This window comes from Lysinibacillus sp. FSL K6-0232 (genome assembly GCF_038008325.1).
Lineage (GTDB): Bacteria > Bacillota > Bacilli > Bacillales_A > Planococcaceae > Lysinibacillus.
In genome coordinates this window covers 3,007,501-3,031,890 of record NZ_JBBOYW010000001.1, presented here as the reverse complement: position 1 = coordinate 3,031,890, position 24,390 = coordinate 3,007,501, and the positions used below count along the sequence as shown (strand labels likewise).

At 38.4% G+C, this 24,390-nt stretch carries 15 protein-coding genes and 2 rRNA genes (1 of these 17 only partly in view); 15 read left to right on the top strand and 2 right to left on the bottom strand.

The annotated features are described in order from the left end of the window. The first annotated feature begins 139 nt into the window (after positions 1-139). The 12 genes from MHB42_RS14860 to MHB42_RS14805 all read left to right on the top strand — a co-directional run bounded on the left by MHB42_RS14860 (position 140) and on the right by MHB42_RS14805 (position 18,892). The gene (locus tag MHB42_RS14860; RefSeq protein WP_340807111.1) at positions 140-1,333 is read left to right on the top strand and encodes an ornithine--oxo-acid transaminase; all 1,194 of its coding nucleotides are present in this window, start codon (positions 140-142) and stop codon (positions 1,331-1,333) included. An 83-nt stretch (positions 1,334-1,416) separates the two neighbouring features. Continuing rightward, the gene (locus MHB42_RS14855; RefSeq protein WP_340807110.1) at positions 1,417-2,661 is read left to right on the top strand and encodes a Glu/Leu/Phe/Val family dehydrogenase; all 1,245 of its coding nucleotides are present in this window, start codon (positions 1,417-1,419) and stop codon (positions 2,659-2,661) included. 538 nt (positions 2,662-3,199) lie between these two features. Then, positions 3,200-3,829, top strand: coding sequence for a hypothetical protein (locus tag MHB42_RS14850; RefSeq protein WP_340807109.1), 630 nt, complete (start codon positions 3,200-3,202; stop codon positions 3,827-3,829). A gap of 66 nt (positions 3,830-3,895) precedes the next feature. Then, a complete protein-coding gene (locus MHB42_RS14845; protein WP_340807108.1) occupies positions 3,896-4,429 on the top strand; it encodes a phage tail protein in 534 nt (177 codons plus the stop codon). A 212-nt stretch (positions 4,430-4,641) separates the two neighbouring features. Further along, positions 4,642-6,096, top strand: coding sequence for an IS1182 family transposase (locus tag MHB42_RS14840; protein ID WP_340805685.1), 1,455 nt, complete (start codon positions 4,642-4,644; stop codon positions 6,094-6,096). A 197-nt stretch (positions 6,097-6,293) separates the two neighbouring features. Continuing rightward, positions 6,294-6,794, top strand: coding sequence for a phage tail protein (locus tag MHB42_RS14835; protein ID WP_340807106.1), 501 nt, complete (start codon positions 6,294-6,296; stop codon positions 6,792-6,794). Between the two features lie 21 nt (positions 6,795-6,815). Then, positions 6,816-7,340, top strand: a complete 525-nt coding sequence (locus MHB42_RS14830; protein WP_340807105.1) for a phage tail protein — start codon at positions 6,816-6,818, stop codon at positions 7,338-7,340. 50 nt (positions 7,341-7,390) lie between these two features. Beyond that, positions 7,391-12,310 carry an S-layer homology domain-containing protein gene (locus MHB42_RS14825; protein ID WP_340807103.1) on the top strand — a complete coding sequence of 1,640 codons (4,920 nt, stop codon included), beginning with the start codon at positions 7,391-7,393 and terminating at the stop codon, positions 12,308-12,310. A gap of 146 nt (positions 12,311-12,456) precedes the next feature. Then, positions 12,457-15,432, top strand: a complete 2,976-nt coding sequence (locus MHB42_RS14820) for a sensor histidine kinase (protein WP_340807102.1) — start codon at positions 12,457-12,459, stop codon at positions 15,430-15,432. Between the two features lie 82 nt (positions 15,433-15,514). Next, entirely contained in the window at positions 15,515-16,630 is a 1,116-nt protein-coding gene (locus MHB42_RS14815; protein WP_340807099.1) for a response regulator, read from the top strand. A 64-nt stretch (positions 16,631-16,694) separates the two neighbouring features. Next, positions 16,695-17,858, top strand: a complete 1,164-nt coding sequence (locus MHB42_RS14810; RefSeq protein ID WP_340807097.1) for an iron-containing alcohol dehydrogenase — start codon at positions 16,695-16,697, stop codon at positions 17,856-17,858. Positions 17,859-18,151: 293 nt separating this feature from the next. Then, positions 18,152-18,892 (top strand): hypothetical protein, encoded by a 741-nt coding sequence (locus MHB42_RS14805; protein ID WP_340807096.1) that lies wholly within the window; start codon positions 18,152-18,154, stop codon positions 18,890-18,892. 46 nt (positions 18,893-18,938) lie between these two features. Here MHB42_RS14805 and MHB42_RS14800 read toward each other — a convergent pair whose 3' ends face one another. Further along, a complete protein-coding gene (locus tag MHB42_RS14800; protein ID WP_340807094.1) occupies positions 18,939-19,910 on the bottom strand; it encodes a cation diffusion facilitator family transporter in 972 nt (323 codons plus the stop codon). Between the two features lie 13 nt (positions 19,911-19,923). Further along, positions 19,924-20,646 (bottom strand): MgtC/SapB family protein, encoded by a 723-nt coding sequence (locus MHB42_RS14795; protein ID WP_340807092.1) that lies wholly within the window; start codon positions 20,644-20,646, stop codon positions 19,924-19,926. 132 nt (positions 20,647-20,778) lie between these two features. Here MHB42_RS14795 and MHB42_RS14790 point away from each other — a divergent pair, with 132 nt between their 5' ends. The 3 genes from MHB42_RS14790 to MHB42_RS14780 all read left to right on the top strand — a co-directional run. Beyond that, the gene (locus tag MHB42_RS14790) at positions 20,779-21,678 is read left to right on the top strand and encodes a DMT family transporter (RefSeq protein WP_340807091.1); all 900 of its coding nucleotides are present in this window, start codon (positions 20,779-20,781) and stop codon (positions 21,676-21,678) included. A gap of 277 nt (positions 21,679-21,955) precedes the next feature. After that, positions 21,956-23,506: ribosomal RNA gene (locus tag MHB42_RS14785) — 16S ribosomal RNA — on the top strand. Positions 23,507-23,870: 364 nt separating this feature from the next. Further along, positions 23,871-24,390 (top strand): 23S ribosomal RNA (locus tag MHB42_RS14780); it runs 2,409 nt beyond the window's last position. The 16S and 23S rRNA genes sit together here, the layout of an rRNA operon.

Below are 24,390 nucleotides of genomic sequence, written 5' to 3'. Positions count from 1 at the left end.
AAGGTACATTACTTTGGAGAAGTAAGCAGGCTTCTGTTTTGATGGAAGCTAAATATCGAATTATTCTACTTGTAGATATACATAGTCCTTGCTTTAAGCGATTTTTTCATCATGTTTTTAATGAAGGAGAGAATAGAAGATGACAAAAACACAACAAGTGATTGAACAAACACAAAATTTTGGTGCAGCGAACTATCATCCACTGCCAATCGTTATTTCAGAGGCTGAGGGCGCTTGGGTTAAGGATCCAGAAGGCAATAAATATTTAGATATGCTATCAGCTTACTCTGCTGTTAACCAAGGACACCGTCACCCAAAAATTATCGCTGCTTTAAAAGAGCAAGCGGATAAAGTAACATTAACTTCACGTGCATTTTACAGTGAAAATCTTGGCGAATGGTATGAGCTTGTTGGTAAATTAACAAATAAGGAAATGGTTCTACCAATGAATACAGGTGCTGAGGCAGTTGAAACTGCATTTAAGGCAGCTCGTCGTTGGGCATATGATGTAAAGGGCGTAGAGGATGGCAAAGCTGAATTTATCGCATGTAATGGTAATTTCCATGGTCGTACAATGTTAGCGGTTTCGTTATCATCTGATCCAGAATATCGCCGTGGCTTCGGTCCGATGCTACCAAATATCAAATTAGTGGATTACGGTGATTTAGATGCATTAAAGGCAGCGATTACACCAAATACAGCAGCATTTATGATGGAGCCAATTCAAGGTGAAGCGGGTATTGTTATTCCACCAGAAGGCTTCTTAAAAGCAGCCCGTGAACTTTGTCGCGAAAACAACGTACTATTTATTGCGGATGAAATTCAAGCTGGTTTAGCACGTACAGGTAAAATGTTTGCTTGTGATTGGGAAGAAGTAGAGCCAGATATGTATATTCTTGGTAAAGCATTAGGCGGCGGTGTATTCCCAATTTCTTGTGTAGCTGCAAACCGTGATATTTTAGGTGTATTTAACCCAGGTTCACATGGTTCAACTTTCGGTGGTAATCCTTTAGCATGTGCAGTTTCTATTGCATCTCTTAAAGTTTTATTAGATGAAAAATTAGCTGAACGTTCACATGAGCTTGGTGAATATTTCAAAGGTAAATTACAAGCTATTAACAATCCTGTTATTAAAGAAGTACGTGGTCGTGGTTTATTTATCGGTATGGAATTAACAGAAGCAGCTCGTCCATATTGTGAAAAATTAAAAGAGCTAGGTCTACTATGTAAAGAAACACATGATACAGTGATTCGTTTTGCACCACCACTTGTTATTTCACAAGAGGATTTAGATTGGTCAATCGAACAAATTGAAAAAGTATTTAAAAATTAACAAAATGTTCACATTTTAATTCGGAAGTATGTTACAATGATGCCGATATATTATCATTAAAAAAAACAAAGAGGCGATTTAATATGTCTGAAAACTTAAATCTATTCACATCAACACAAGACGTCATTCAAGAGGCTTTAAATAAGCTAGGCTATGATGAAGCAATGTACGAATTACTAAAAGAGCCACTTCGTATGTTACAAGTACGTATTCCAGTGAAAATGGATGACGGTACAACAAAAGTATTTACGGGTTACCGTGCACAACATAACGATGCTGTAGGACCAACTAAAGGTGGGGTTCGCTTCCATCCTCAAGTATCTGAGGAAGAGGTTAAAGCGCTTTCAATGTGGATGACATTGAAATGTGGTATTGTTGATTTACCATACGGTGGTGGTAAAGGCGGTGTCATTTGTGACCCTCGTCAAATGTCCATGGGCGAAATCGAGCGTTTAAGTCGCGGTTATGTACGTGCCGTGAGTCAAATTGTAGGACCAACAAAAGATATTCCTGCACCAGATGTATTTACAAATGCACAAATTATGGCATGGATGATGGACGAATATAGCCGTATGGATGAATTTAATTCACCAGGCTTTATCACTGGTAAGCCACTTGTACTTGGTGGTTCTCAAGGTCGCGACCGTGCAACTGCACAAGGTGTTACAATCGTTATCGAAGAAGCAGCGAAAAAACGTGGCATTGATATTAAAGGTGCACGTGTTGTTATTCAAGGCTTTGGTAACGCAGGTAGCTTCCTTGCAAAATTCATGCACGATTTAGGTGCAAAGGTAATCGGTATTTCAGATGCTTATGGTGCACTACATGATCCAGAAGGTTTAGATATAGACTATTTATTAGATCGTCGCGATAGCTTCGGAACAGTAACAACTTTATTTGAAAATACAATTTCAAACAAAGCATTATTAGAACTTGATTGTGATATTCTAGTACCAGCTGCTATTGAAAACCAAATTACAGCTGATAATGCACATAATATTAAAGCAAGCATTGTTGTAGAAGCAGCAAACGGTCCAACAACTGCTGAAGCAACAAAGATTTTAACAGAGCGTGGTATTTTACTTGTACCAGACGTACTAGCATCTGCTGGTGGTGTAACGGTTTCTTACTTTGAATGGGTACAAAATAACCAAGGTTATTACTGGACAGAGGAAGAAGTAGAGGAACGCTTATACAAAAAAATGGTTGAAGCATTTGAAAATGTCTATACAACAGCAACAACACGCAATATTAATATGCGTTTAGCTGCTTATATGGTAGGTGTACGCCGCACTGCAGAAGCTTCTCGCTTCCGTGGCTGGGTATAACAACTAAAAATCAACAAGCCGTTCTCCAAACAGGGAGGACGGCTTGTTTTAGTGAAGAATGGTATTAATTTTCGTGGTGCTTATGGGAGCTTTTTTTATTTGTAAATATTAACTGTTTGAGGCGCTGCTCCAAAGCTCTTTTTTTCTCCAGTCGTTTTTTTCCAATACGAATGATTTGAAGTATCCACAATACACCAATGGTAATTCCACATCCAATAATGACATAAACAAGCATAGGCAAAATCCCTTTATTTTATGTATTAGCATTACTATACAAATAGTATCTATACAAAATCTGAACAATCCTCCTTACTCATATTTCTTCTCAAAGCCTTCCTCTTTTGAAAAATTCCTATGAAAATACCCATAAAAAGCACTGATTTTCTGTGAAAAATAATAAAATATATGACTTTAGTTAATAAATTAGCATTTTAAGAGAAATGTTCAAGTTTTGTTTAGACAGTCTTTAGTAGATTGAAAAGTGTCAACAGACGACAAAGGATGGTGGAAATAAAAGGAGATAACGAAGCTGAATATAGTGAATGATGAGAAAGGGTGGAAAAAAATAGAAGTGATAAGTAAGCCACTATTTTTATGGAAGCGTTCATTGATGCTATTGCTATCATTGATGCTCGTTATAAGCAGTGCATTGACTGTTATGGGGGCTCCACTTAACGTACAGGTGTTAGAAGAAAATCCAGTTTATGTATCATTGAGTGGAGATGATACTATCAGTGATGGAACAGAAGCCAACCCATTTCAAACAATTGGAAAAGTGATAGAAAGTATTAATGCCAGCGGTTCATCGGAAACCCTTGTTTTATTAAGCGATATTACAATTAGTGGGACATTAATGTTCAGTGGTGGTCAACCAATAACGATTACATCAAAAGAGGGACAGACATGGTCACTTATACGCAATGAAGCTTTTGCTGGGAGATTAATCAATTTTACTAGTAATTCAAAAGTTACTTTAAAGAATATAACGATTGATGGGAAGAGTGTTAAAGTAAGCGACAGTATCATACATATAGATGGAGGCAGTAAAGTTGACCTTGAAGACGTTTCTATTCAAAACCATTACAAGGAGAACAGGCTAGGGCTAACCCTTAGCCTGTTTTTTTTTGTAGGTAAATTTTATCATTTTGCAGAAATTTTCAATTTTTAACCTAATTTTAACCTTCTAGGAGTAATGTACTGTGTAAACCAATACATTTTAAAGGAGGGTTTACGAATGGAGCCATATGTTGGGGAAATTCGAATGTTTGCAGGTAATTATGCGCCAGAAGGATGGGCTTTGTGTAATGGTCAAATAATGTCGATAGCTGAAAATGAATTGCTCTATTCCTTAATTGGTACAACTTATGGTGGGAATGGACAAACAACATTTGCATTGCCCAATTTTCAAAGTAGGGTCGTGGTGCACCAAGGTCAAAATCCAACGACTAGCACAAATTTTGTGATGGGGCAGGCAGGAGGGGTAGAAACTGTCACTGTAACATCTGCTCAACTTCCTGCTCACACACATCAAGTGACAGCTTCTTCACTCGATGGTACAACGCCTAGTCCAGAAAATGCTGTTTGGGCAAAGGGTATACAATATTCTACTCAACCACCAACTGGCACAATGAATCCAACTAGTGTTTCAAGTGCTGGAGGAAATACTCCTCATAATAATGAGGGCACTGAAAAAGTCCCTCAGGCACAAGTGAGAGAGTACAGGAACGAATATTCGTTCCTGTACTCTCTTTTTCTTCGATGCCGTTGATTTCCATTGCGGCGGACGCGTTTCGCGGGCACGGCTCCAGCCTTCTCCCTCGCTTTGCTCAGTCCGGGTGCTTCCGCTCGTGCTGTTCCCGCAGAAGTCGCCGCCTCCATTCCAATCAACTGGGACCACTTTCATCACTAGAAGGGTTTTCCTCTCGTATAATCTCACAAATTTCCTGTATAATTAAAGGACTAATAAAAGGTGGTGCGACCATGATTTCTAAACAGGAAACATTCAATTTAAGCCCGTACATGGCGTTGTACGATTTAATTATTCCAAAGGACAATATGCTTCGCCAAATCAATGAACTTGTGGATTTCTCATTTATTCTAGACGAACTAAAATCGAAATACTGTTTAGTTAATGGCCGTAACGCGATTCCACCGATTCGCATGTTTAAATATTTACTGTTAAAAGCGATTCATGACCTGTCGGATGCCGACCTTATCGAACGTTCAAAATTCGATATGTCCTTTAAATATTTTTTAGATATGGCACCAGAAGAGGAAGTGATCGACCCCAGTTCCCTGACAAAATTCCGTCGACTCCGTCTTCAAGATATGAATTTATTAGATTTACTGATTCAGAAAACTGTTGAAATTGCTTTAGAGAAAGGACTACTCCTTAGTAAAATGGTGATTGTCGACGCTACCCATACAAAAGCGCGATATAACCAGAAAACGCCCAAAGAATTTTTACAGGAAAAATCCAAAAATGTACGTAAAGCCGTGTATCAACTAGACGAAAACATGGTCGGAAAATTCCCTGAGAAGCCTGCGTCAAATGAAGTCACAGAAGAATTAGATTACTGTCGTCAAGTAGTTGAAGCAGTCGAAACACAATCAAAGGTTGCACAAATCCCGGCTGTGAAAGAAAAATTAAATGTTTTAAAAGAAGTGATAGATGATTATGAGAATCATTTAAGCTATTCAAATGATCCGGATGCACGTGTTGGCCATAAGTCAGCAGATTCTTCTTTCTTTGGTTTTAAAACGCATATTGCGATGAGTGATGAACGTATTATTACAGCAGCGGTTGTGACGACGGGTGAAAAAAGTGATGGGCACTATTTACAAGAGTTGGTAGAGAAAAGTAGAACTGCCGGCATGGAAATTGACACGGTGATTGGTGATGCCGCCTATTCCTGGAAAGAGAATTTAGTGTATGCAAAATCGGAGCAGTTTCAGTTAATTTCAAAGTTAAATCCAGTAATCACAAATGGCAGCGGACAACGGAAAATTGAATTTGATTATAACAAGGATGCGGGTATGTTTGTTTGTCCAGCGGGGCACATGGCAACTCACAAAAGACGTACGGGCAGGAAAACCCTGAATCAAAGTTTAACGTTTCATTTTGATATTGAAAAATGTAAAGTTTGCCCGATGCGAGAGGGCTGTTATAAGGAAGGGGCGAAAAGTAAAACGTATAGTGTAACGATTCAATCCGATACACATCAAGAACAAGCAGCATTCCAGGAAACAGCCGAATTCAAAGCACTTGCCAGCAAACGCTATAAAATCGAAGCGAAAAATAGTGAATTAAAGAACCCACACGGCTTTAAAACAGCAAAATCGGCGGGTTTATTTGGCATGGAAATTCAAGGAGCCACGACGATCTTTGCGGTCAATCTGAAACGGATACTCAAACTACTGAGTGAAAAAGAGTAGGAAAAAAGAAAGAAATAAGGCACCTTCCATTCAAAAACGAATGGAAAGTGCCTTATTTTTGTTTGAAAAACTAATTCATCGTAAAAAATGTAAGTTTTTCAGTGCCCTCCATAATAATGTAATGCCCTTTTTGACAATTAGTTATATGATCGCGCTTTATGGTATATATCCAATCATCGAATAGGAGGTAGGAACAGATGAGTGAACCATTTTTAGGAGAAATTAGACTATTTAGCTTTGGGGGAGTACCAAGTGGATGGATGAGATGTGATGGACAAATATTACAAATTAATACCCATCAAGCCCTGTATTCATTATTAGGCGCCACTTATGGTGGGAACGGTGTTTCGACATTTGCATTACCTGATTTAAGAGGGAGAGTGCCTGTCCATGTAGGAAATGGCGTTACGCTTGGACAAAAGGCTGGGGAAGAGGTACACATATTAACGATTCATGAAATGCCAGCTCATACCCATGTTGTCAACGGTAGCTCAGAAAGTGCTACATTGAGAGCGGCTGCTGGTCATGTATGGGGAGCTTCTTTGAAAGATAGTTATGAAGCTGCACAGCCTAATACACAAATGAATATGCAAGCTTTATCAACAACAGGTAACTCACAGCCACATCAAAATATGCAGCCATTTAGTGTAGTAAATTATTGTATAGCGATTACTGGGATTTATCCAACAAGAAATTAAGAAAGAGAGAAGGTGAAGGAAATGTCAGAAGCTTATATTGGAGAAATTAGACTATTTAGTGGTAATTTTGCACCGGAAAATTGGGCTTTGTGTGATGGTCAGCTACTATCAATTGCCTCAAATACGGCATTATATGCTATTTTAGGCACAATATACGGCGGGGATGGCAAAGCAACCTTTGCGTTACCGAATTTAAATGGTAGGGCAGCGATTCATCAAGGCGCAGGGACAGGACTAACGCCAAGAAATGTAGGAGCATCTGGAGGTACAGCTACTGTTACTCTATTAACAACCCAAATGCCTAGTCATAACCATCTAGCTACTTGTAACAATACTCAGACATCAAATACTGACCCCACTGGAGCAATATGGACAGAACAACAAGGGAAAGGCTCTACTCCCGCCTATACGACACAAGCAAATACACAAATGAATGTATTAGCGATTAATGTAACTGGTGGGAATCAACCACATAATAATATGCAGCCATATTTAGGGCTAAACTTTATTATTTGCTTAAGTGGGGAATGGCCTCCTAAAGGTTAGGAATTACTGAAATGAAAGGTGTGAAATCATTAAGAGGGAGCAGTATAAAAATGGGAAAAAAGATACTAATCATAACTTTATGTTTGCTATTAATTGTTTCTAGCCAATTGACAAGTATCTTGTTTGTTTCGCCTTTAACAGCAGAGGCAGCTAGTTGTGGAACAGCTAATTATCCAGTATGTGTGCAGGATTTAACACAGGCTAATTGGAAAGATGATACAACGAATGGATTTGAAGTATCTGGAATTGATGGTAATGATGGTATTAGTTTGTTTCGTTATAATAATGATCCTAATTACCCTGCTGGTTATTATTTTGACGCAGATGAACGTGCAACACCAAAATCCATTAAAATTTTGGCAGGAGAAGGATTTGCGGGTGGTGTCTTTGATTTACAAACGCTAACCATTGATACAACAAATAAACATAATGAAGATGGCGTTTTTACTTTATCCATTCAAGGACTTGATACAGCAGGAAATCCTAAGGGAAGTCCAGTATCCTTTTCGACAGTTAAATATCAAGGTCCTGTATATAACATTCCAGTTCATTTACAAGGTATTAATGCTTTTGTGATTACCGTGAGTGTTCAATATATAGATACTGTACAAGCGGGTTTATGGGATTTAACATTTACACAATTTACGATTGATATTCCAGCTAATAATCCGCCAACAGTATCAACAGGGGCTATTACTGCTTCCAATATTACTGCAACAGGCGTGACATTGGACTGGGCTAAGGCATTTGATGATATAACAGCTCAAGAGAATTTAGCATATCGTGTCTATCAATCTAGTAGTAACAATATGGATACGGTGGAGGCCATTGAAGCAAATGGGACACCATTAGAAAATGACTATACGAAAGATATTCATTCTTTTAATGTGACAGGGCTTACAGCCAACACAACCTATTATTTTAATATTATTGTACAAGATGCGGATGGCAATAAAAGTGCCTATACAACACAGCAGGTCACAACGCTTCCATTAAATAGACCGCCAACATCCAGCAATGGAACTGTGAATGTAAACGAAGGGCAAGTATATATATTTAACAGCGCTTCCTTTGCATTTCATGATGAGGATGCTGGCGATACTTTGCAACACATTCAAATTGTAACCATCCCGAATAGCGGACAGCTTTACCTTGATAACAATAACAATCAGCAAATTGATGCTGGGGAAGCTCTTGCAAATGGAGCAACGATTAGTAAAATCGATTTAGATGCGGGGAAATTAAAATATCTAACAGAAAGCAGCTCTTCCACATCTTTTTTATTTACAGTAAGTGATGGCATGGATGCTAGTGATGCTTATACGATGAGCTTAGCTGTTAGTACACGTCCTGCTGTAACAATTTCATCAGCAGTACCTAGTCCAACAAATAGCAACCCAATTCCCATCAGTATTGTTTTCAGTGAGTCTGTGACTGGTTTTACGTTGGAAGATATAGTTATTACAAATGGGACTGTTCAATCCCTTATAGGGGGTGGGACCTTATATGTTGCGCAAATAGTACCGAGCGCAGATGGCACTGTAAAAATCCAGATTCCTGAAAATATTGCGACTACAAGCAGTGGTGCATTCAATCAAGCATCCATAGAGTTCGAAATAATCTCTGATCGTACCCCACCTACAGATATTATGCTGAGTAATAGCACTGTACAGGAAAAGAAGTCCATCGGTACAACTGTTGGCACATTGACGGCAACGGATTCAGGAGGTCCTCAAGCCTTTACGTATTCACTAGTATCAGGTGATACAAATTTCTTTGAGATTGACGGCAATGAATTAAAAACGACAACGGTATTCACCTATGATACGAAAAATAATTATCAGATTACGATTAGAGCAACAGATGAGGCTGGCAATACATTTGAGAAGGAATTGACAATTGAAATTACGAAAAATCATCCACCAATAGGCTCTATTACGATAAATAACGGAGCAGGTTATACAAGTTCTACTAATGTAATTTTAACAATGACGGCAAGTGATACAGAAGGAGAAGCGATTACAATGCGCTTTTCAAATGATGGTACTACATGGTCTAGTTGGGAGTCATATGCATCGACGAAAGGCTGGACATTAACAAATGGTGATGGTAGTAAAACCATTTATATGCAACTAAAAGATACTGCTGATAATATATCAAATACATTATCAAATACAATTATATTAGATACAACACCACCAGTTATAACAGGCGTTACGAATAGTGGTGTGTATAACACAGATGTAACAATTAGCTTTAATGAAGGAACAGCTACATTAAATGGAGCAACCTTCACAAATGGAGCGACTATCAGTACATCTGGAAATTATACTGTAGTAGTAACAGATAGCGCAGGTAACACAACAACTATTACATTTGTCATTGATAAAACACCGCCACAAGCAACAGGGATCAATATTCAATCCAGTCATGCAGACCCAACAAAGGCTAAAATAGGCGATACAATTACTTTAACAGTAGAAACAGATAAAAATATCCAAGCACCAGTAGTGACGATTGCAGAAAATACGGCAATTGTCACTGGCTCATCACGAAATTGGCAAGCAACATATGTTATCGAAGAGGGCGATATCGAGGGAGCAGTACCTTTCACATTGAATTTTCAAGATTTACTCGGTAATTCGGCAGTAGAGGTAACAGAAGTTACGGATGGAAGCTACGTTATAGCAGATAGTACAAAGCCAGCTTTAGATCAGGTAACGATGACCTCTAATAATGCCAATCCAGCCGTTGCAAAAGTAGGTGACATCATTACAATAGACATTGTTGCAAGTGAGGATATTCAACTGCCGCTTGTAACGATTCAAGGGCAGCCTGCAAATGTACATGATCAAGATGATGGCGATGCCAAGACTTGGCAGGCAAGCTATACATTGCAGTCAGGAGATGCTGATGGTGCTGTTTATTTTACAATTGATTTTCAAGATTTGGCAGGGAATTTAGGTTCACAAGTAACAGAGGTTTCTGCTGGAGCAATTGTGATAATTGATAAAAATCCACCACAAGCAACAACGTATTCTCCAGCACATCAAGCAATGGATATAGAGCCTACAGATAATCTAGTATTAACATTTGATAAGAGCGTTGTACCTGTAGCAGGCAAAAATATTGTGATTCGCAATGCTTCAGACAGTCAAATAATTGAAACAATTGAGGCTACACAGGCAAATGTTTCAGTAGCAGCTAATATTGTAACAATTAATCCTACAATGGATTTTGCCCATCAGACAATGTATAGCGTTGAAATTGATGCAGGTGCATTTATAGACCTAGCAGGTAATGCCTATGAAGGTATTGTAGATCGTACGATGTGGAATTTTACGACAAAGGCACAGGCGACATACACGATTACGTATATAGGTAATGGAGCTGAGGGAGGCACAGTTCCCATTGATTCGAAACAGTATCAATCGCAAGCAACGATTACTGTTTTAGGGAATACAGGGAATCTGATGAAGGCAGGGTATACTTTTGTAGGGTGGAATACGCAGGCGGATGGTAAAGGGACTACGTATAAAGCTGGGCAAACAATGCAAATGGGGAAAGCGCATGTAGTATTGTTTGCTTTATGGTCGAAAAATAGTGTACCAAATAATAATGGTGGATCATCCACCTCGCCTCCAAGCCCAGACCCGATGACACCAAATGATCCATCTTATGTGAGTATCGTAGACCCAAACAATCCAGATAAAATATTAGCACGAGCTATCATAACGCGTGAAGATAACAATGGTAGTTTGATAGATACAATCAATGTTACTGCCAACAATCTAGAGGAACTGCTACAACAGTTCATGAACAGAGAGGATAAAAGATTTACTATTGTGATTCCAGACTTAGAACCATCAGCTAATGAAACAAGAGTGATTCTTGCGAAGGAAGCGGTTGAACGATTGGCTGAAGGTAAACTAAACTTTGGTATAACGATGGGAACGGTTAAAATTGATATTCCGTTTACTTCAATAGCAGATTTTAATGAAGCTATCTATTTTTATATTACCCCTGTAAAGGATACGCTATTACAAAATGCTATTGAGGAACGCGCGCAACAAGGAAATGATTCACAGTTAGCGCTTATCGGTCAACCAATAACAATTACGACAAATCTACAAAATCGTAATGTTACATTATTACTGCCATTACCTATAAATCTGCCATCCATACAGCAGGAACATATACTAGTGTATGTAGAGCATAGTAATGATACATCTGAATTTCTACATGGACACTTAGCGGAATTTAATAGGGAACAAGCAGGTATTGTCTTTGATGTACAGCATTTCTCTACTTTTTTGTTAGTATATAAAAAGCAGCAAGATGAACTAGAACAGGAACCAATAGAGCTAGAGAAAAAGCCCGCGCCATATATTCAAGGCTATGACGATGGTACGTTCCGTCCAAATGCCAAGGTTACACGTGCACAAATGGCAGCAATGCTGGCAAGAAATTTAAGCGATAATCATATACCAGCAGCATCCCAGCTATTTTATACAGATATAGCCAATTCATGGGCTAAAAATGATATTGAATATATCCGAACAAAAGGGATGATGCAAGGGTATGATAACCAGTTATTTGGACCAAATGATGGAATGACTAGAGCTCAGATGGCAGTAATTGCTGTGCGCTGGATTGATCAACAATGCTTAAAAGAACCTGCGACTACATCCTATTGCGATAGCAAGGCTAGTGATAAAAAATATAGTGATGTAGCTTCTATGCATTGGGCGAAGCAGGAAATTGATCGCATAAGTGAAATGGGAATTATGCTTGGTTTTGACAATGGACAATTTAAGCCTGAGGAAAAGCTAACGCGCGCTCAGGCAGTAAAGGTATTAAACCGAATTTTTAATCGTTCCATATCGACTGAGCAAGCAGAACCCATCTTTAAGGATATTCCAACAGATCATTGGGCTTTCTTTGACATTCAAGCTGCTGCCCAACCATAGTATAAAATGAATAGCACATTAATTGTTGAGATTATGATCCAACAATTAATGTGCTTTCTTATGGAAACTCTATCCATGAAGCCATATTGTTTGTTCAGATTTTGTTCAAACGTTTTATGATAGTATGCTTAAAAGGAGGCATGATAATGAAGAAAAATATTTTCATAGTTGTTGGTATTATCATGCTGTTTAGTATTACGTTTTTCTTTGGTAACTGGCAGTATCTGTTCGATCAAAACTTTAAAATTGTAGAGGATGGGGCTGTAACGATTGGGGCAGAGCAATTACAAAACAATCAATTGGTCGAACTAGATGGAGAGTGGGCCTTCTATCCAAATATTTTAATTTCCCCGCAAGAGTCGCTGGCTACATATAAGGCACAACGCGTTTCGATTCCAGTGCCAGCAAATTGGGGAAAATATGTACAGCCTAATAAAGAGGGACTGACTATTGGGACGTATCATCTAAAGGTGACAGTGCCAGTAGAAGGGCAATATGGTTTATATATTCGAACAATTCGTCATGCTAGTCGTATTTTTATCAACGGTTTAGAGGTGGGTGGAAAGGGCAATCCTAGCCCTGCTTCAAATCATTATCAATCTGAAAATAGTGATAACTATACAGTAGTTACACAAAGCAAACATCAAGAAATAGATGTGCTTATACAAGTTGCTAATTTTCATCTACCAAAGGCAGGCATTATCTATCCGATTGAATTTGGCACAGCAGAGGCTGTCCAATACCACTATCATATAAAAGTGTTCACAGATGTTTTAGTGAGTGTGGGCTATATCGTAATTGGCATTATTTATATTATTTCTTATGCACAAAACCGCAAGCGTAAGGAAGAATTATTTTTTGGACTTTTTACAATTTTACTAGGTTTATATATGTCGTTTATTAATCAAAAAGTGTTTTTTCTAGTAGTGCCAATCACACATATAGCAAATCAGCTCCGTTTGCAGCTAGGCATTTTACCATTAGCTCTGATGTGTTTAACACTATTTATTTATTATATGTATCCACAGCTAACGAAAAAAAGAATTCTTTACGCTGCCATTATTTTAATGAGCATTGTTTTCGTAATGTATAGTATTTATAATCCGCTTACTGGTAATGAGAGAGCGGCTTCAAAGGCAGAGGTTGTTTATAGGCGTTTACTCTATATTACTGTTACGGCGCCAGCGATTGTATACAATATATGGATGCTTATTCGGGTGATGATGAAGCGGCTGGAGGGAGCGAGGTATGTTTTAATTGTTTTTACGGCTGTTTGTTGTTATGCTATTTTGCTTATCCTGAATTTTTTAGTAAGCATACCGATTGATTATAGTGAAATTGCCTTGTTTGTCATGATATTACTCGGCTTTGCTTCATTATTAAACTATCGTACAAATAACGCTTTTATGAAAATACAAGCTTTATCAGAAGAATTAATGCTACACAATCAAATGAAGGATGAGTTTTTACTGAAAACCTCCCATGAATTACGTACGCCATTAAATGGCATTGTTAATTTGTCCAAATCATTAATGGAGGGGGCACAGGGACCATTAAAGCGTGTCCAACAAGAGCAGGTCATTTTAATTCATAATATTACACAGCGTTTAGGGCATTTAGTGGAGGATTTACTATTTTCCTCTACTCATATGACAGGAGAAATATGGGTTGCACCACGCGCTGTTCCAATAACGATTATTAATGAAGTAGTAGCAGAAATCCAAAATATTATGCCTAAAAACAGTTATGTGCGGTTAATAGCAGAAATTGATAGGGCATTGCCACATATGCTAACAGATGAATTGCGCTTTAAGCAGGTGCTTTATAATTTATTACATAATGCTCTACAACATACACAAGTGGGTGAAATTACTGTTACAGCACATGTTCAGCAATCACACATGGTCATTCAAGTGAATGATACAGGTGCGGGTATTCCAGCTCAAGATATAGAGCATATTTTTACTGCTTTCTATCGGGTAAAGAAACATGGTCAAAAAGAGGGACTTGGTTTAGGCTTGAGTATTGCTAAAAATATTGTAGAAAAATTAGATGGTGCTATTTATGTGACAAGCTTGCTAGGAGAAGGCACAACATTTACATTTACAATGCCGTTAGCTACAGAGGAGCTAGTAAATAGTGATCAGAATTTCGTAACGACAGCTGTGCAGTTGGAAAATGAAGTATTGCAACTTGATTTACCATTGTTTTATAAAGGCAATGATAAAAAGATTCTTGTTGTCGATGATGACCATATTAATATTAAAGTATTGGCGGATGTGTTAGCTTTAAAAGGTTATACAGTGATAGCTGTAGATAATGGCTTTGATGCAGTTGCTTATCTAAAAACAAATGAAGTGGATTGTATGCTTATTGATTTAATGATGGACGGTATGTCTGGCTATGAGTTATGTAAGCAGGTACGTAAACAGTATGATATGTTAGAGCTTCCTATTATTGTATTAACGGCTATTATGAAGCATTCTGATTTAGTGTTAACATTGCAGGTTGGTGCTAATGATTATTTACAAAAGCCTGTAGCAATGGATGAATTACTAATTCGTATTGAATCCTTATTGGCTGTTCGGCAATCATCAATTGACGCGATTGAGGTAGAAATGAATTATTTATATGCACAAGTAACACCGCATTTTTTTTATAACACACTAAATACGATTATTGGCTTGAGCTATACGAATATAGATGACACAAGAGAGGCGCTTTATTGTTTAGCCACTTATTTCCGTGCAAAGCTTAATGTGCATTATCGAAACAGTATGGTATCAATAGAGGAAGAGATCGAGCTTGTAAAGGCTTATCTCTATATTGAAAAGATGCGCTTTGTAGATCGTTTAACTGTTAAATATGATATTGATGAATCCATCCAGCTAATGATTCCAGCCCTATCTATCCAGCCATTAGTGGAAAATGCCGTTGTGCATGGTATTTCTAAAAAAATGGAGGGTGGAGCAATTGAGGTAAGTGTTCAGCGAGAGGGGCAGTTTGTTCGCATTAAAATTTATGATAATGGTGTAGGAATACCGGATGAAAAGCTACAACAGCTTTTGAACGGTGAGGGCTCTCGTATTGGCTTTACAAATCCATTAAAAAATTCAAATTAATGAAAAATGCAAGTCTTCGTTTATATAGTGAGGAAGGAAAAGGAACAACGATACTAATATTATTGCCAGAGGGTGATGGAGCATGAAAGTAATAATCATTGATGATGAAAAAATAGCGATCGATGTTCTACGTATTATATTACAACAATTAACGGAATTTGAAATTTCTATTCAGGGAGCATTTACAAATGTCATAGATGCGCTTGCTTTACTTGAAAAGGAAACTATCAATTTAGTTTTTTTAGATATTGAAATGATTGATACACATGGTTTGCAGGTGGCAAAGCAATTATTGGTCAAGCAACCATCTTTACAAATTATATTTGTCACTGCCCATACCCAGTTTGCGGTGGATGCTTTTGATATAGAGGCAACAGATTATTTATTAAAGCCTGTTCATGAAAAGCGACTTATTAAAGCTTTAACAAAAGCACAGCAAAAGTGGCAATTACGGCAACCACACACAACACCAGAGAAACATACATCTCTCTTATATGCTCATACATTTGGAAGTTTTTATTTATTGAATGCACAAAAGGAGATTGTGAAGTGGCGTACAAAAAAAGCTCGTGAGCTGTTCTTATATTTATGGTTTCATCATAAAAAACCGATGCTAAATGCTATTCTTATAGAAGAGCTATGGTCAACATTAGATTTTGAGAAAGCAGCTAATCATTTACATACAACCATTTATCAACTGCGTAAACTATTAAAGGAAAATGGCGGTAAGGACCCGATTCAATTAGTGAATAATCACTACCAACTAAATATTGAAATTGATAGTGACTATGATGAACTTATTCAACTGATTGAGCGGGAAAAGCACGATGAACAGTCTATTCAGCAGCTCTTAAATTGCTATGAGGGCGATTTTTTAGCAGAGGAGGAATACTCTTGGGCAATATCAATTCAATTCCATTTAAAACAAATGGTCTTGCATATACTTGAAACCTTTGTCCAAAAAACAGCAGCTATTAACCCACTTTTACAATTAAATTGTTTGCAAAAGATGCTAGAAATGGATGAATTCAATGAGCATTATATGTTCCTGCTACTGGAGTTTTTAATTAAGCAAAATAAAAAGCAAGATTGTATTAGATACTATAAGCATATACAGGAAAAATTAGCAGAAATCAATGTACCAATTCCAAAGAAAATTCAGCAGATTTATAATGATTATATGGTTTATAGTAAATGAATCTTAAATCTTTGCGTTCCACAGTAAAATTATGAGAAAATTCAACTAGAAAGGGGCGAATAATATGGATTCATTTACATTTTATAATCCAGTAAAGTTACACTTTGGAGAAGATGCATTAGACAAACTGCCAAAGGAGCTAGCGCAATATGGTCAAAAGGTGTTAGTTGTATATGGCGGTGGCAGCATTAAGAAAAATGGTGTTTATAATGCAGTAATAGAGAAATTACAAGAGGCAAACAAAACTATTTTTGAATTAAGTGGCGTTGAACCGAATCCACGTGTTGAAACAGCACGCCTTGGGATTGATATTTGTAAAAAGGAAGGAATCGACCTTGTGCTTGCAGTTGGTGGAGGCTCTGTAATCGATTGTTCAAAATTAATCGCTGCAGGTGCAAAGTATGATGCTGATGCTTGGGAAATTGTGCAACGTAAAGTGTTTGTGCAAGAAGCATTGCCGCTTGGTACGGTATTAACACTTGCTGCTACAGGCTCTGAAATGAACTCAGGCTCAGTGATTACAAATGCTGCTACAGAGGAAAAGCTAAGCTGGGGCAGCCCAGCAGTATTCCCAAAATTTTCAATATTAAATCCTGCCTATACAGTGACAGTACCAAGAAACCACACTGTTTATGGCATTGTTGATATGATGTCACATATCTTTGAACAATACTTCCATAACACAACGAATACACCAGTTACGGATGAAATGTGTGAAGGCGTATTACGAGCAATTATAGCAACAGCTCCGAAATTGCTAGAGGACTTAGAAAACATTCAATTGCGTGAAACAATTTTATTAGCAGGTACAATTGGATTAAATGGATTCCTATCAATTGGTTCACGAGGCGATTGGGCTTCTCATAATATTGAGCATGCTATATCAGCTATTTATGATATTCCGCATGCAGGAGGCTTAGCAATCCTTCAGCCACACTGGATGCGCTTAAATGTGCCAGTTAATCCAGCACGCTTTGCTGGCATTGCCACACGAGTGTTTGGTGTGGATGCAACAGGAAAGACGGTAGAAGAGATTGCTTATGAAGGCATTGATCGTTTATCGGCATTTTGGACATCATTAGGTGCGCCAAATCGTTTAGCTGATTATCAGATTGATGCTGTAAAATTCCCGCAAATTATTGAACATGCCATGCAAAATGGACCTTTTGGAAACTTTCATAAATTACAAGATGAAGATGTACGAACAATTCTACAAAATTCTCTTTAATTATAAAAAATGTGAGGCTATTTACTATAGCCTCGCATTTTTTTATGGATAAAAGATTAAGAAAAATTAACGATTTATGTTGTATTTTGTCGTAGAAGTTTCTTAAGACCTATAATATAATGATAAATAGAAATTTAGTTAATTTAAAAAAGGGATAATTGTATGATATATTGATTCTTTTTACTTATATAGAATGTGAAGTATATTTTGTCGTTTTTCTGCTTTTTTTGTAAATTTGTTCAGTGGCTTTTATTAAAATAAATACACGATTAAACACAAAGGAGAGAGGTCAAATGTTGAAGCAATTGCTTGAAGGCCGTATTGTTACATTAAATTGTAAAGAGATGCCATTTCAGCCGCATGTCTATAAAATGCAAAATGGTGTAGAAGTATTGGGAATTGAAGCGAAATCACTACAAATTGAAAATGATAAAATTGTCGCAGGGTATATTGTTGATCAAAGCGTATTTTTCAAAAGCTTACATTTTGGACAAACAAATATTATTTTTTCAGATGGTGACAATAAGGCAATTGCACAATTATTTGTTCGTCCCTCTGGAGAAATCATTGTAGAAGTAAAGCCTTATCTAGGAAAGACAGAAATTATACCTGTTTATTATCGTACGATTTTAGCGGATACGGCAATTGCTATTGACTTGAAAGGCGCTTTAAAACATTATTTAGTAGCGCGTCATTTAATGAAAGAGGAAGATGCTATTACAGAAGTGCATTATCAATCTATGCATCCGAATGTTTTAAAAGATTCCTTTGCTGGAAATTTTGTATTGGGGTGTCATGTGGATGGTAGAGCTCTGCAGAATGCAGAAGAATACGCTTTAGCCAATAGACAAGCTTCCTTAAAGTTTTCAAAAATTGTTATTCAGCAACAAGGTACAAGAAAGGTTATTGCTTTTCATAAATTACTGACTTTTATGATTACGAATCATGTTTTTATGAGCTACGAGCATATACCTGAATATGTAAGTAATAATGAGAAAAGCCCATATCAACAAGACCGCTTAAGACTTGTATAAAATAAAGCCAACTGCCTGAAATATGGCAATTGGCTATTTAACGTGTTTACATAGAGCGATCAGCATGCACCCAGCTTGTTTTGCCATCATCCTCATCAAACAAAATGGCAACTTTGGCGACACCTTTTTGACTTAATAGTACCTCTGTTAAATGATCACGAACATCATCTAAAAAGGCTAGCGATAACTGTGGGTCAGCTTCAGCGACAAGCTCCACATGTAAAAATTCTCCTTCTTTAATCACCTCAAGGCGCACAATATCCTTAATATTTGGATCATCCATAACAAGATGAGCAATATGATTTAACATTTCTTCATCTGTTTCGCCAATGACGCCACGAGCATTATCTAAGAAAACTTTCCCGACAACATAAAACATCATTGCTCCAATAATCATTGACACAAGACCTTCTATTCTACCCCATCCTGTAAAGTAAGCAATAACAATTGCAGCAAAGGCTAGGATATTCCCGCTAGTAGCTACTAAATCTTCCATAAAAACTAATTTTGTTGCAGGCTTTGCACGATTCAAATAAGCGAATGCTTTTGGAATCGCTGCGATACCAGCCTTTTCTTGCCCTGCTTCATGTAATACTTCTACAGCTGCTTTGGCAAGCACCACACCTTCTAAAATAATCCCTATTAATAATACGCCAAGTGCAATTAGTATCCCACTAGATTCCCCTGTAGGATGTAGAAAATGATGCCATCCTTCCTTAATTGTTTCATACGAAAGAATTGCCACAATAATAACGGCAAATAAGCATACTAAGTTAACAATACGGCCAAAGCCACTTGGGAATTGCTTGGTAGGTGGCTTTTTAGAAAGTGCTGAGCCGATATAAACAAATAATTGGTTTGCTGCATCACCAAGCGAGTGCATCATTTCTGCAAACATCGCAACATTTCCTGTAAAGAAAAAAGCAATGCCTTTAATAATCCCTAAAAAGGCATTTACACATGCTGCTAGTAGGGAAGGTTTGTTACCGTCTTTTAGTAGTTTAAATAGTTCTGTCATACAAATCCTCCAGCTAGTTTAAAATTTCCATTTCGATTTTTTCTATATAAGATAGTTCTCGTAATGAATGATAAAAGGATAATAAATTATCGGAAACAATTAAGGACAAACGCAAATCCAGCTCATGTAAAACATCATCATTTTTTAAAGGCACGTCTTTAATACGAATATTTTCAATGATGATGTTATTGTCCTTTAAAAATAATAGAAAGGACTCAGTATTCTTGGCATCATCAATTTGAACTTTTAATGAAATCTCTCGCATCCGAATACGTTTAGGACCAATTTTCATAAGGAAAGGTGATAAAATCTCAATGCCGAAAACAATAATAATTACTGCTAATGTCGCATCCATATAAAAACCTGCGCCAACTGCAATTCCAATACCTGCTGCTCCCCATATCATAGCAGCAGTTGTTAAGCCTGTAATGCTATCATTGCCCCGTCTTAAAATAACGCCTGCTCCAAGAAAGCCAATTCCACTAACGATCTGTGCAGCTAAGCGAAGAGGGTCCATTGTAATGTTAATATCATCCCTAGCAGGGGTTGAATATGCAGTTTCGATAGAGATGATTGTGAGTAAACAGCTAAAGGTGGCAATCACTAAGCTTGTTTTTAATCCAACAGGTTTCTTTTTTAATTCCCTTTCAATACCGATCACTAAACTTAATGTGGCTGCAATCACTAATTTTATGCCAACTTCATATGTAATCATATTTTCTAATAATGTGTTCATACGCAACCCTCCATAGATATTTCGTATTGCTAAGAGATATGTAAGCTGTCATTATTATATGTACATTGCTTTTTTGTATTGTACACTACGAAAGTAAGGAAGTATAAGTATCTTTAATGGAGGTGGGACATAGTGGATAAGCCTAAAATGCATCCATATATCCCTATTATAATAGGAGTTATCTCAGTATCTTTATCCGCTATTTTTGTTAAATTAGCGCAAGCAGAATCTGGTGTTATTGCATTTTATCGAATGTTATTTTCTGTGTTAATTATGGCACCATTGTTTTTGGGGAAGTACACAAAGGAGTTAACAAAGTTAAGTAAACGTGATTGGTTCTTTTCTTCAATTGCGGGAATATTTTTAGCATTTCATTTTATTTTATGGTTTGAATCACTTAACTATACGTCAGTAGCAAGCTCAACGGTGCTTGTAACATTACAACCATTATTTGCGTTTGTCGGTACATATTTTTTCTTTAAAGAAACAATCACGATGAAAACAATTATAGCAGGGGCAATAGCTATTAGCGGAAGTGTTTTAATTAGCTGGGGTGATTTTAAAGTAAGTGGTACTGCATTTTATGGCGATATATTGGCTCTTATTGCCTGTGCGCTTGTTACAGTTTATTTCTTATTGGGACAGGATGTACGTAAACGACTATCTTTAATGACCTATACAATGATTGTTTATGTTGTTAGTACGATTACTTTACTGATTTATGTACTAATAAAAGGGGAATCATTAATGCCTCATTCTTCAATGGATTGGCTGTGGTTTTTATTATTAGCGCTAGTACCTAATTTCTTGGGCCATACGCTGTTTAATTGGTCAATTAAATATGTTAGTACGAACGTCGTTTCAATAGCTATATTGTTTGAGCCTGTAGGAGCAGCTATTTTAGCATGGTTTATTTTTAAAGAGTATTTAATTGCAACACAAATCATTGGTGGGATGATTGTATTAGCAGGTATTCTATTGTTTGTTATCGATATAAAAAAGATTTTTAAGTTTTTTGCGAAAAATGCTTGATTTTTAAGGTGCGATATTATATATTATTACTTGTCCTTAACAAGAGGGAACACTTGGAAATAAAGTTTTGAAAAAAGTTGTTGACTTCTTGTTAAAAACAAGTTATATTAATAAAGTCGCTAAAAAAGACTGAAACAAACTATGAACCTTGAAAACTGAACAAGCAAAACGTAATCAATAAGTTTTAGTAGCTTACTTTGGTAAGTGAACGAAATAATTTTGGACATCGAATGAAGATGAGATGCCAGCAAAACAATTTGAGCAAATCAAATTTCTTTTTATGGAGAGTTTGATCCTGGCTCAGGACGAACGCTGGCGGCGTGCCTAATACATGCAAGTCGAGCGAACAGAGGAGGAGCTTGCTCCTCTGACGTTAGCGGCGGACGGGTGAGTAACACGTGGGTAACCTACCCTGTAGTTGGGGATAACTCCGGGAAACCGGGGCTAATACCGAATGATACTTGGAAACACATGTTTCTGAGTTGAAAGATGGTTCTGCTATCGCTACAGGATGGACCCGCGGCGCATTAGCTAGTTGGTGAGGTAACGGCTCACCAAGGCGACGATGCGTAGCCGACCTGAGAGGGTGATCGGCCACACTGGGACTGAGACACGGCCCAGACTCCTACGGGAGGCAGCAGTAGGGAATCTTCCACAATGGGCGAAAGCCTGATGGAGCAACGCCGCGTGAGTGAAGAAGGTTTTCGGATCGTAAAACTCTGTTGTAAGGGAAGAACAAGTACAGTAGTAACTGGCTGTACCTTGACGGTACCTTATTAGAAAGCCACGGCTAACTACGTGCCAGCAGCCGCGGTAATACGTAGGTGGCAAGCGTTGTCCGGAATTATTGGGCGTAAAGCGCGCGCAGGCGGTCCTTTAAGTCTGATGTGAAAGCCCACGGCTCAACCGTGGAGGGTCATTGGAAACTGGGGGACTTGAGTGCAGAAGAGGAAAGTGGAATTCCAAGTGTAGCGGTGAAATGCGTAGAGATTTGGAGGAACACCAGTGGCGAAGGCGACTTTCTGGTCTGTAACTGACGCTGAGGCGCGAAAGCGTGGGGAGCAAACAGGATTAGATACCCTGGTAGTCCACGCCGTAAACGATGAGTGCTAAGTGTTAGGGGGTTTCCGCCCCTTAGTGCTGCAGCTAACGCATTAAGCACTCCGCCTGGGGAGTACGGTCGCAAGACTGAAACTCAAAGGAATTGACGGGGGCCCGCACAAGCGGTGGAGCATGTGGTTTAATTCGAAGCAACGCGAAGAACCTTACCAGGTCTTGACATCCCGTTGACCACTGTAGAGATATAGTTTCCCCTTCGGGGGCAACGGTGACAGGTGGTGCATGGTTGTCGTCAGCTCGTGTCGTGAGATGTTGGGTTAAGTCCCGCAACGAGCGCAACCCTTGATCTTAGTTGCCATCATTTAGTTGGGCACTCTAAGGTGACTGCCGGTGACAAACCGGAGGAAGGTGGGGATGACGTCAAATCATCATGCCCCTTATGACCTGGGCTACACACGTGCTACAATGGACGATACAAACGGTTGCCAACTCGCGAGAGGGAGCTAATCCGATAAAGTCGTTCTCAGTTCGGATTGTAGGCTGCAACTCGCCTACATGAAGCCGGAATCGCTAGTAATCGCGGATCAGCATGCCGCGGTGAATACGTTCCCGGGCCTTGTACACACCGCCCGTCACACCACGAGAGTTTGTAACACCCGAAGTCGGTGAGGTAACCTTTTGGAGCCAGCCGCCGAAGGTGGGATAGATGATTGGGGTGAAGTCGTAACAAGGTAGCCGTATCGGAAGGTGCGGCTGGATCACCTCCTTTCTAAGGATATTTTCGGAATACAAACCTTGGGTTTGTACGATTACGTTTTGCTGTTCAGTTTTGAAGGTTCATTCTTTCGAATGAAATACTTCATATATGTGCTCCTGTCGCTACGCTTTCGTCGCAAAGCTACGAAGAAGTAGAAGCAGGTAGTAGCTTTGTTCTTTGAAAACTGGATAAAACGACATTGAAATTGTAACAAACACATTTATTTTTTAAGTTTTTTATAGGCTTAATAATTTAAGGGTTTTGAGATACGAGTTAGACAAGGAAGCGATTGAGTGAGTAAAGGAGCGTACCTCTGTACGTGACTGAGCGAGCGAATGAAGCTGACGCTGGATAACGATGTATATCGAAAGCCGACGGTTAAGTTATTAAGGGCGCACGGCGAATGCCTTGGCACTAGGAGCCGAAGAAGGACGGCACTAACACCGATATGCTTCGGGGAGCTGTAAGTGAGCTTTGATCCGGAGATTTCCGAATGGGGGAACCCACTACGTTTAATGGCGTAGTATCTTGACGTGAATACATAGCGTCTTGAAGGCAGACCCAGGGAACTGAAACATCTAAGTACCTGGAGGAAGAGAAAGAAAAATCGATTCCCTGAGTAGCGGCGAGCGAAACGGGAAGAGCCCAAACCAAGAGGCTTGCCTCTTGGGGTTGTAGGACACTCTATACGGAGTTACAAAAGAGCGAGTTAGATGAAGCGACTTGGAAAGGTCCGCCAGAGCAGGTAATAGCCCTGTAGTCGAAAGTTCGTTCTCTCCTGAGTGGATCCTGAGTACGGCGGAACACGTGAAATTCCGTCGGAATCCGGGAGGACCATCTCCCAAGGCTAAATACTACCTAGTGACCGATAGTGAACCAGTACCGTGAGGGAAAGG

Excerpts from the sequence above, each read along its gene's own strand:
- MHB42_RS14860 (WP_340807111.1), top strand. The coding sequence starts at position 140 with ATGACAAAAACACAACAAGTGATTGAACAAACACAAAATTTTGGTGCA.
- MHB42_RS14855 (WP_340807110.1), top strand. The coding sequence starts at position 1,417 with ATGTCTGAAAACTTAAATCTATTCACATCAACACAAGACGTCATTCAA.
- MHB42_RS14845 (WP_340807108.1), top strand. The coding sequence starts at position 3,896 with ATGGAGCCATATGTTGGGGAAATTCGAATGTTTGCAGGTAATTATGCG.
- MHB42_RS14840 (WP_340805685.1), top strand. The coding sequence starts at position 4,642 with ATGATTTCTAAACAGGAAACATTCAATTTAAGCCCGTACATGGCGTTG.
- MHB42_RS14835 (WP_340807106.1), top strand. The coding sequence starts at position 6,294 with ATGAGTGAACCATTTTTAGGAGAAATTAGACTATTTAGCTTTGGGGGA.
- MHB42_RS14830 (WP_340807105.1), top strand. The coding sequence starts at position 6,816 with ATGTCAGAAGCTTATATTGGAGAAATTAGACTATTTAGTGGTAATTTT.
- MHB42_RS14825 (WP_340807103.1), top strand. The coding sequence starts at position 7,391 with ATGGGAAAAAAGATACTAATCATAACTTTATGTTTGCTATTAATTGTT.
- MHB42_RS14820 (WP_340807102.1), top strand. The coding sequence starts at position 12,457 with ATGAAGAAAAATATTTTCATAGTTGTTGGTATTATCATGCTGTTTAGT.
- MHB42_RS14815 (WP_340807099.1), top strand. The coding sequence starts at position 15,515 with ATGAAAGTAATAATCATTGATGATGAAAAAATAGCGATCGATGTTCTA.
- MHB42_RS14810 (WP_340807097.1), top strand. The coding sequence starts at position 16,695 with ATGGATTCATTTACATTTTATAATCCAGTAAAGTTACACTTTGGAGAA.
- MHB42_RS14805 (WP_340807096.1), top strand. The coding sequence starts at position 18,152 with ATGTTGAAGCAATTGCTTGAAGGCCGTATTGTTACATTAAATTGTAAA.
- MHB42_RS14800 (WP_340807094.1), bottom strand. The coding sequence starts at position 19,910 with ATGACAGAACTATTTAAACTACTAAAAGACGGTAACAAACCTTCCCTA.
- MHB42_RS14795 (WP_340807092.1), bottom strand. The coding sequence starts at position 20,646 with ATGAACACATTATTAGAAAATATGATTACATATGAAGTTGGCATAAAA.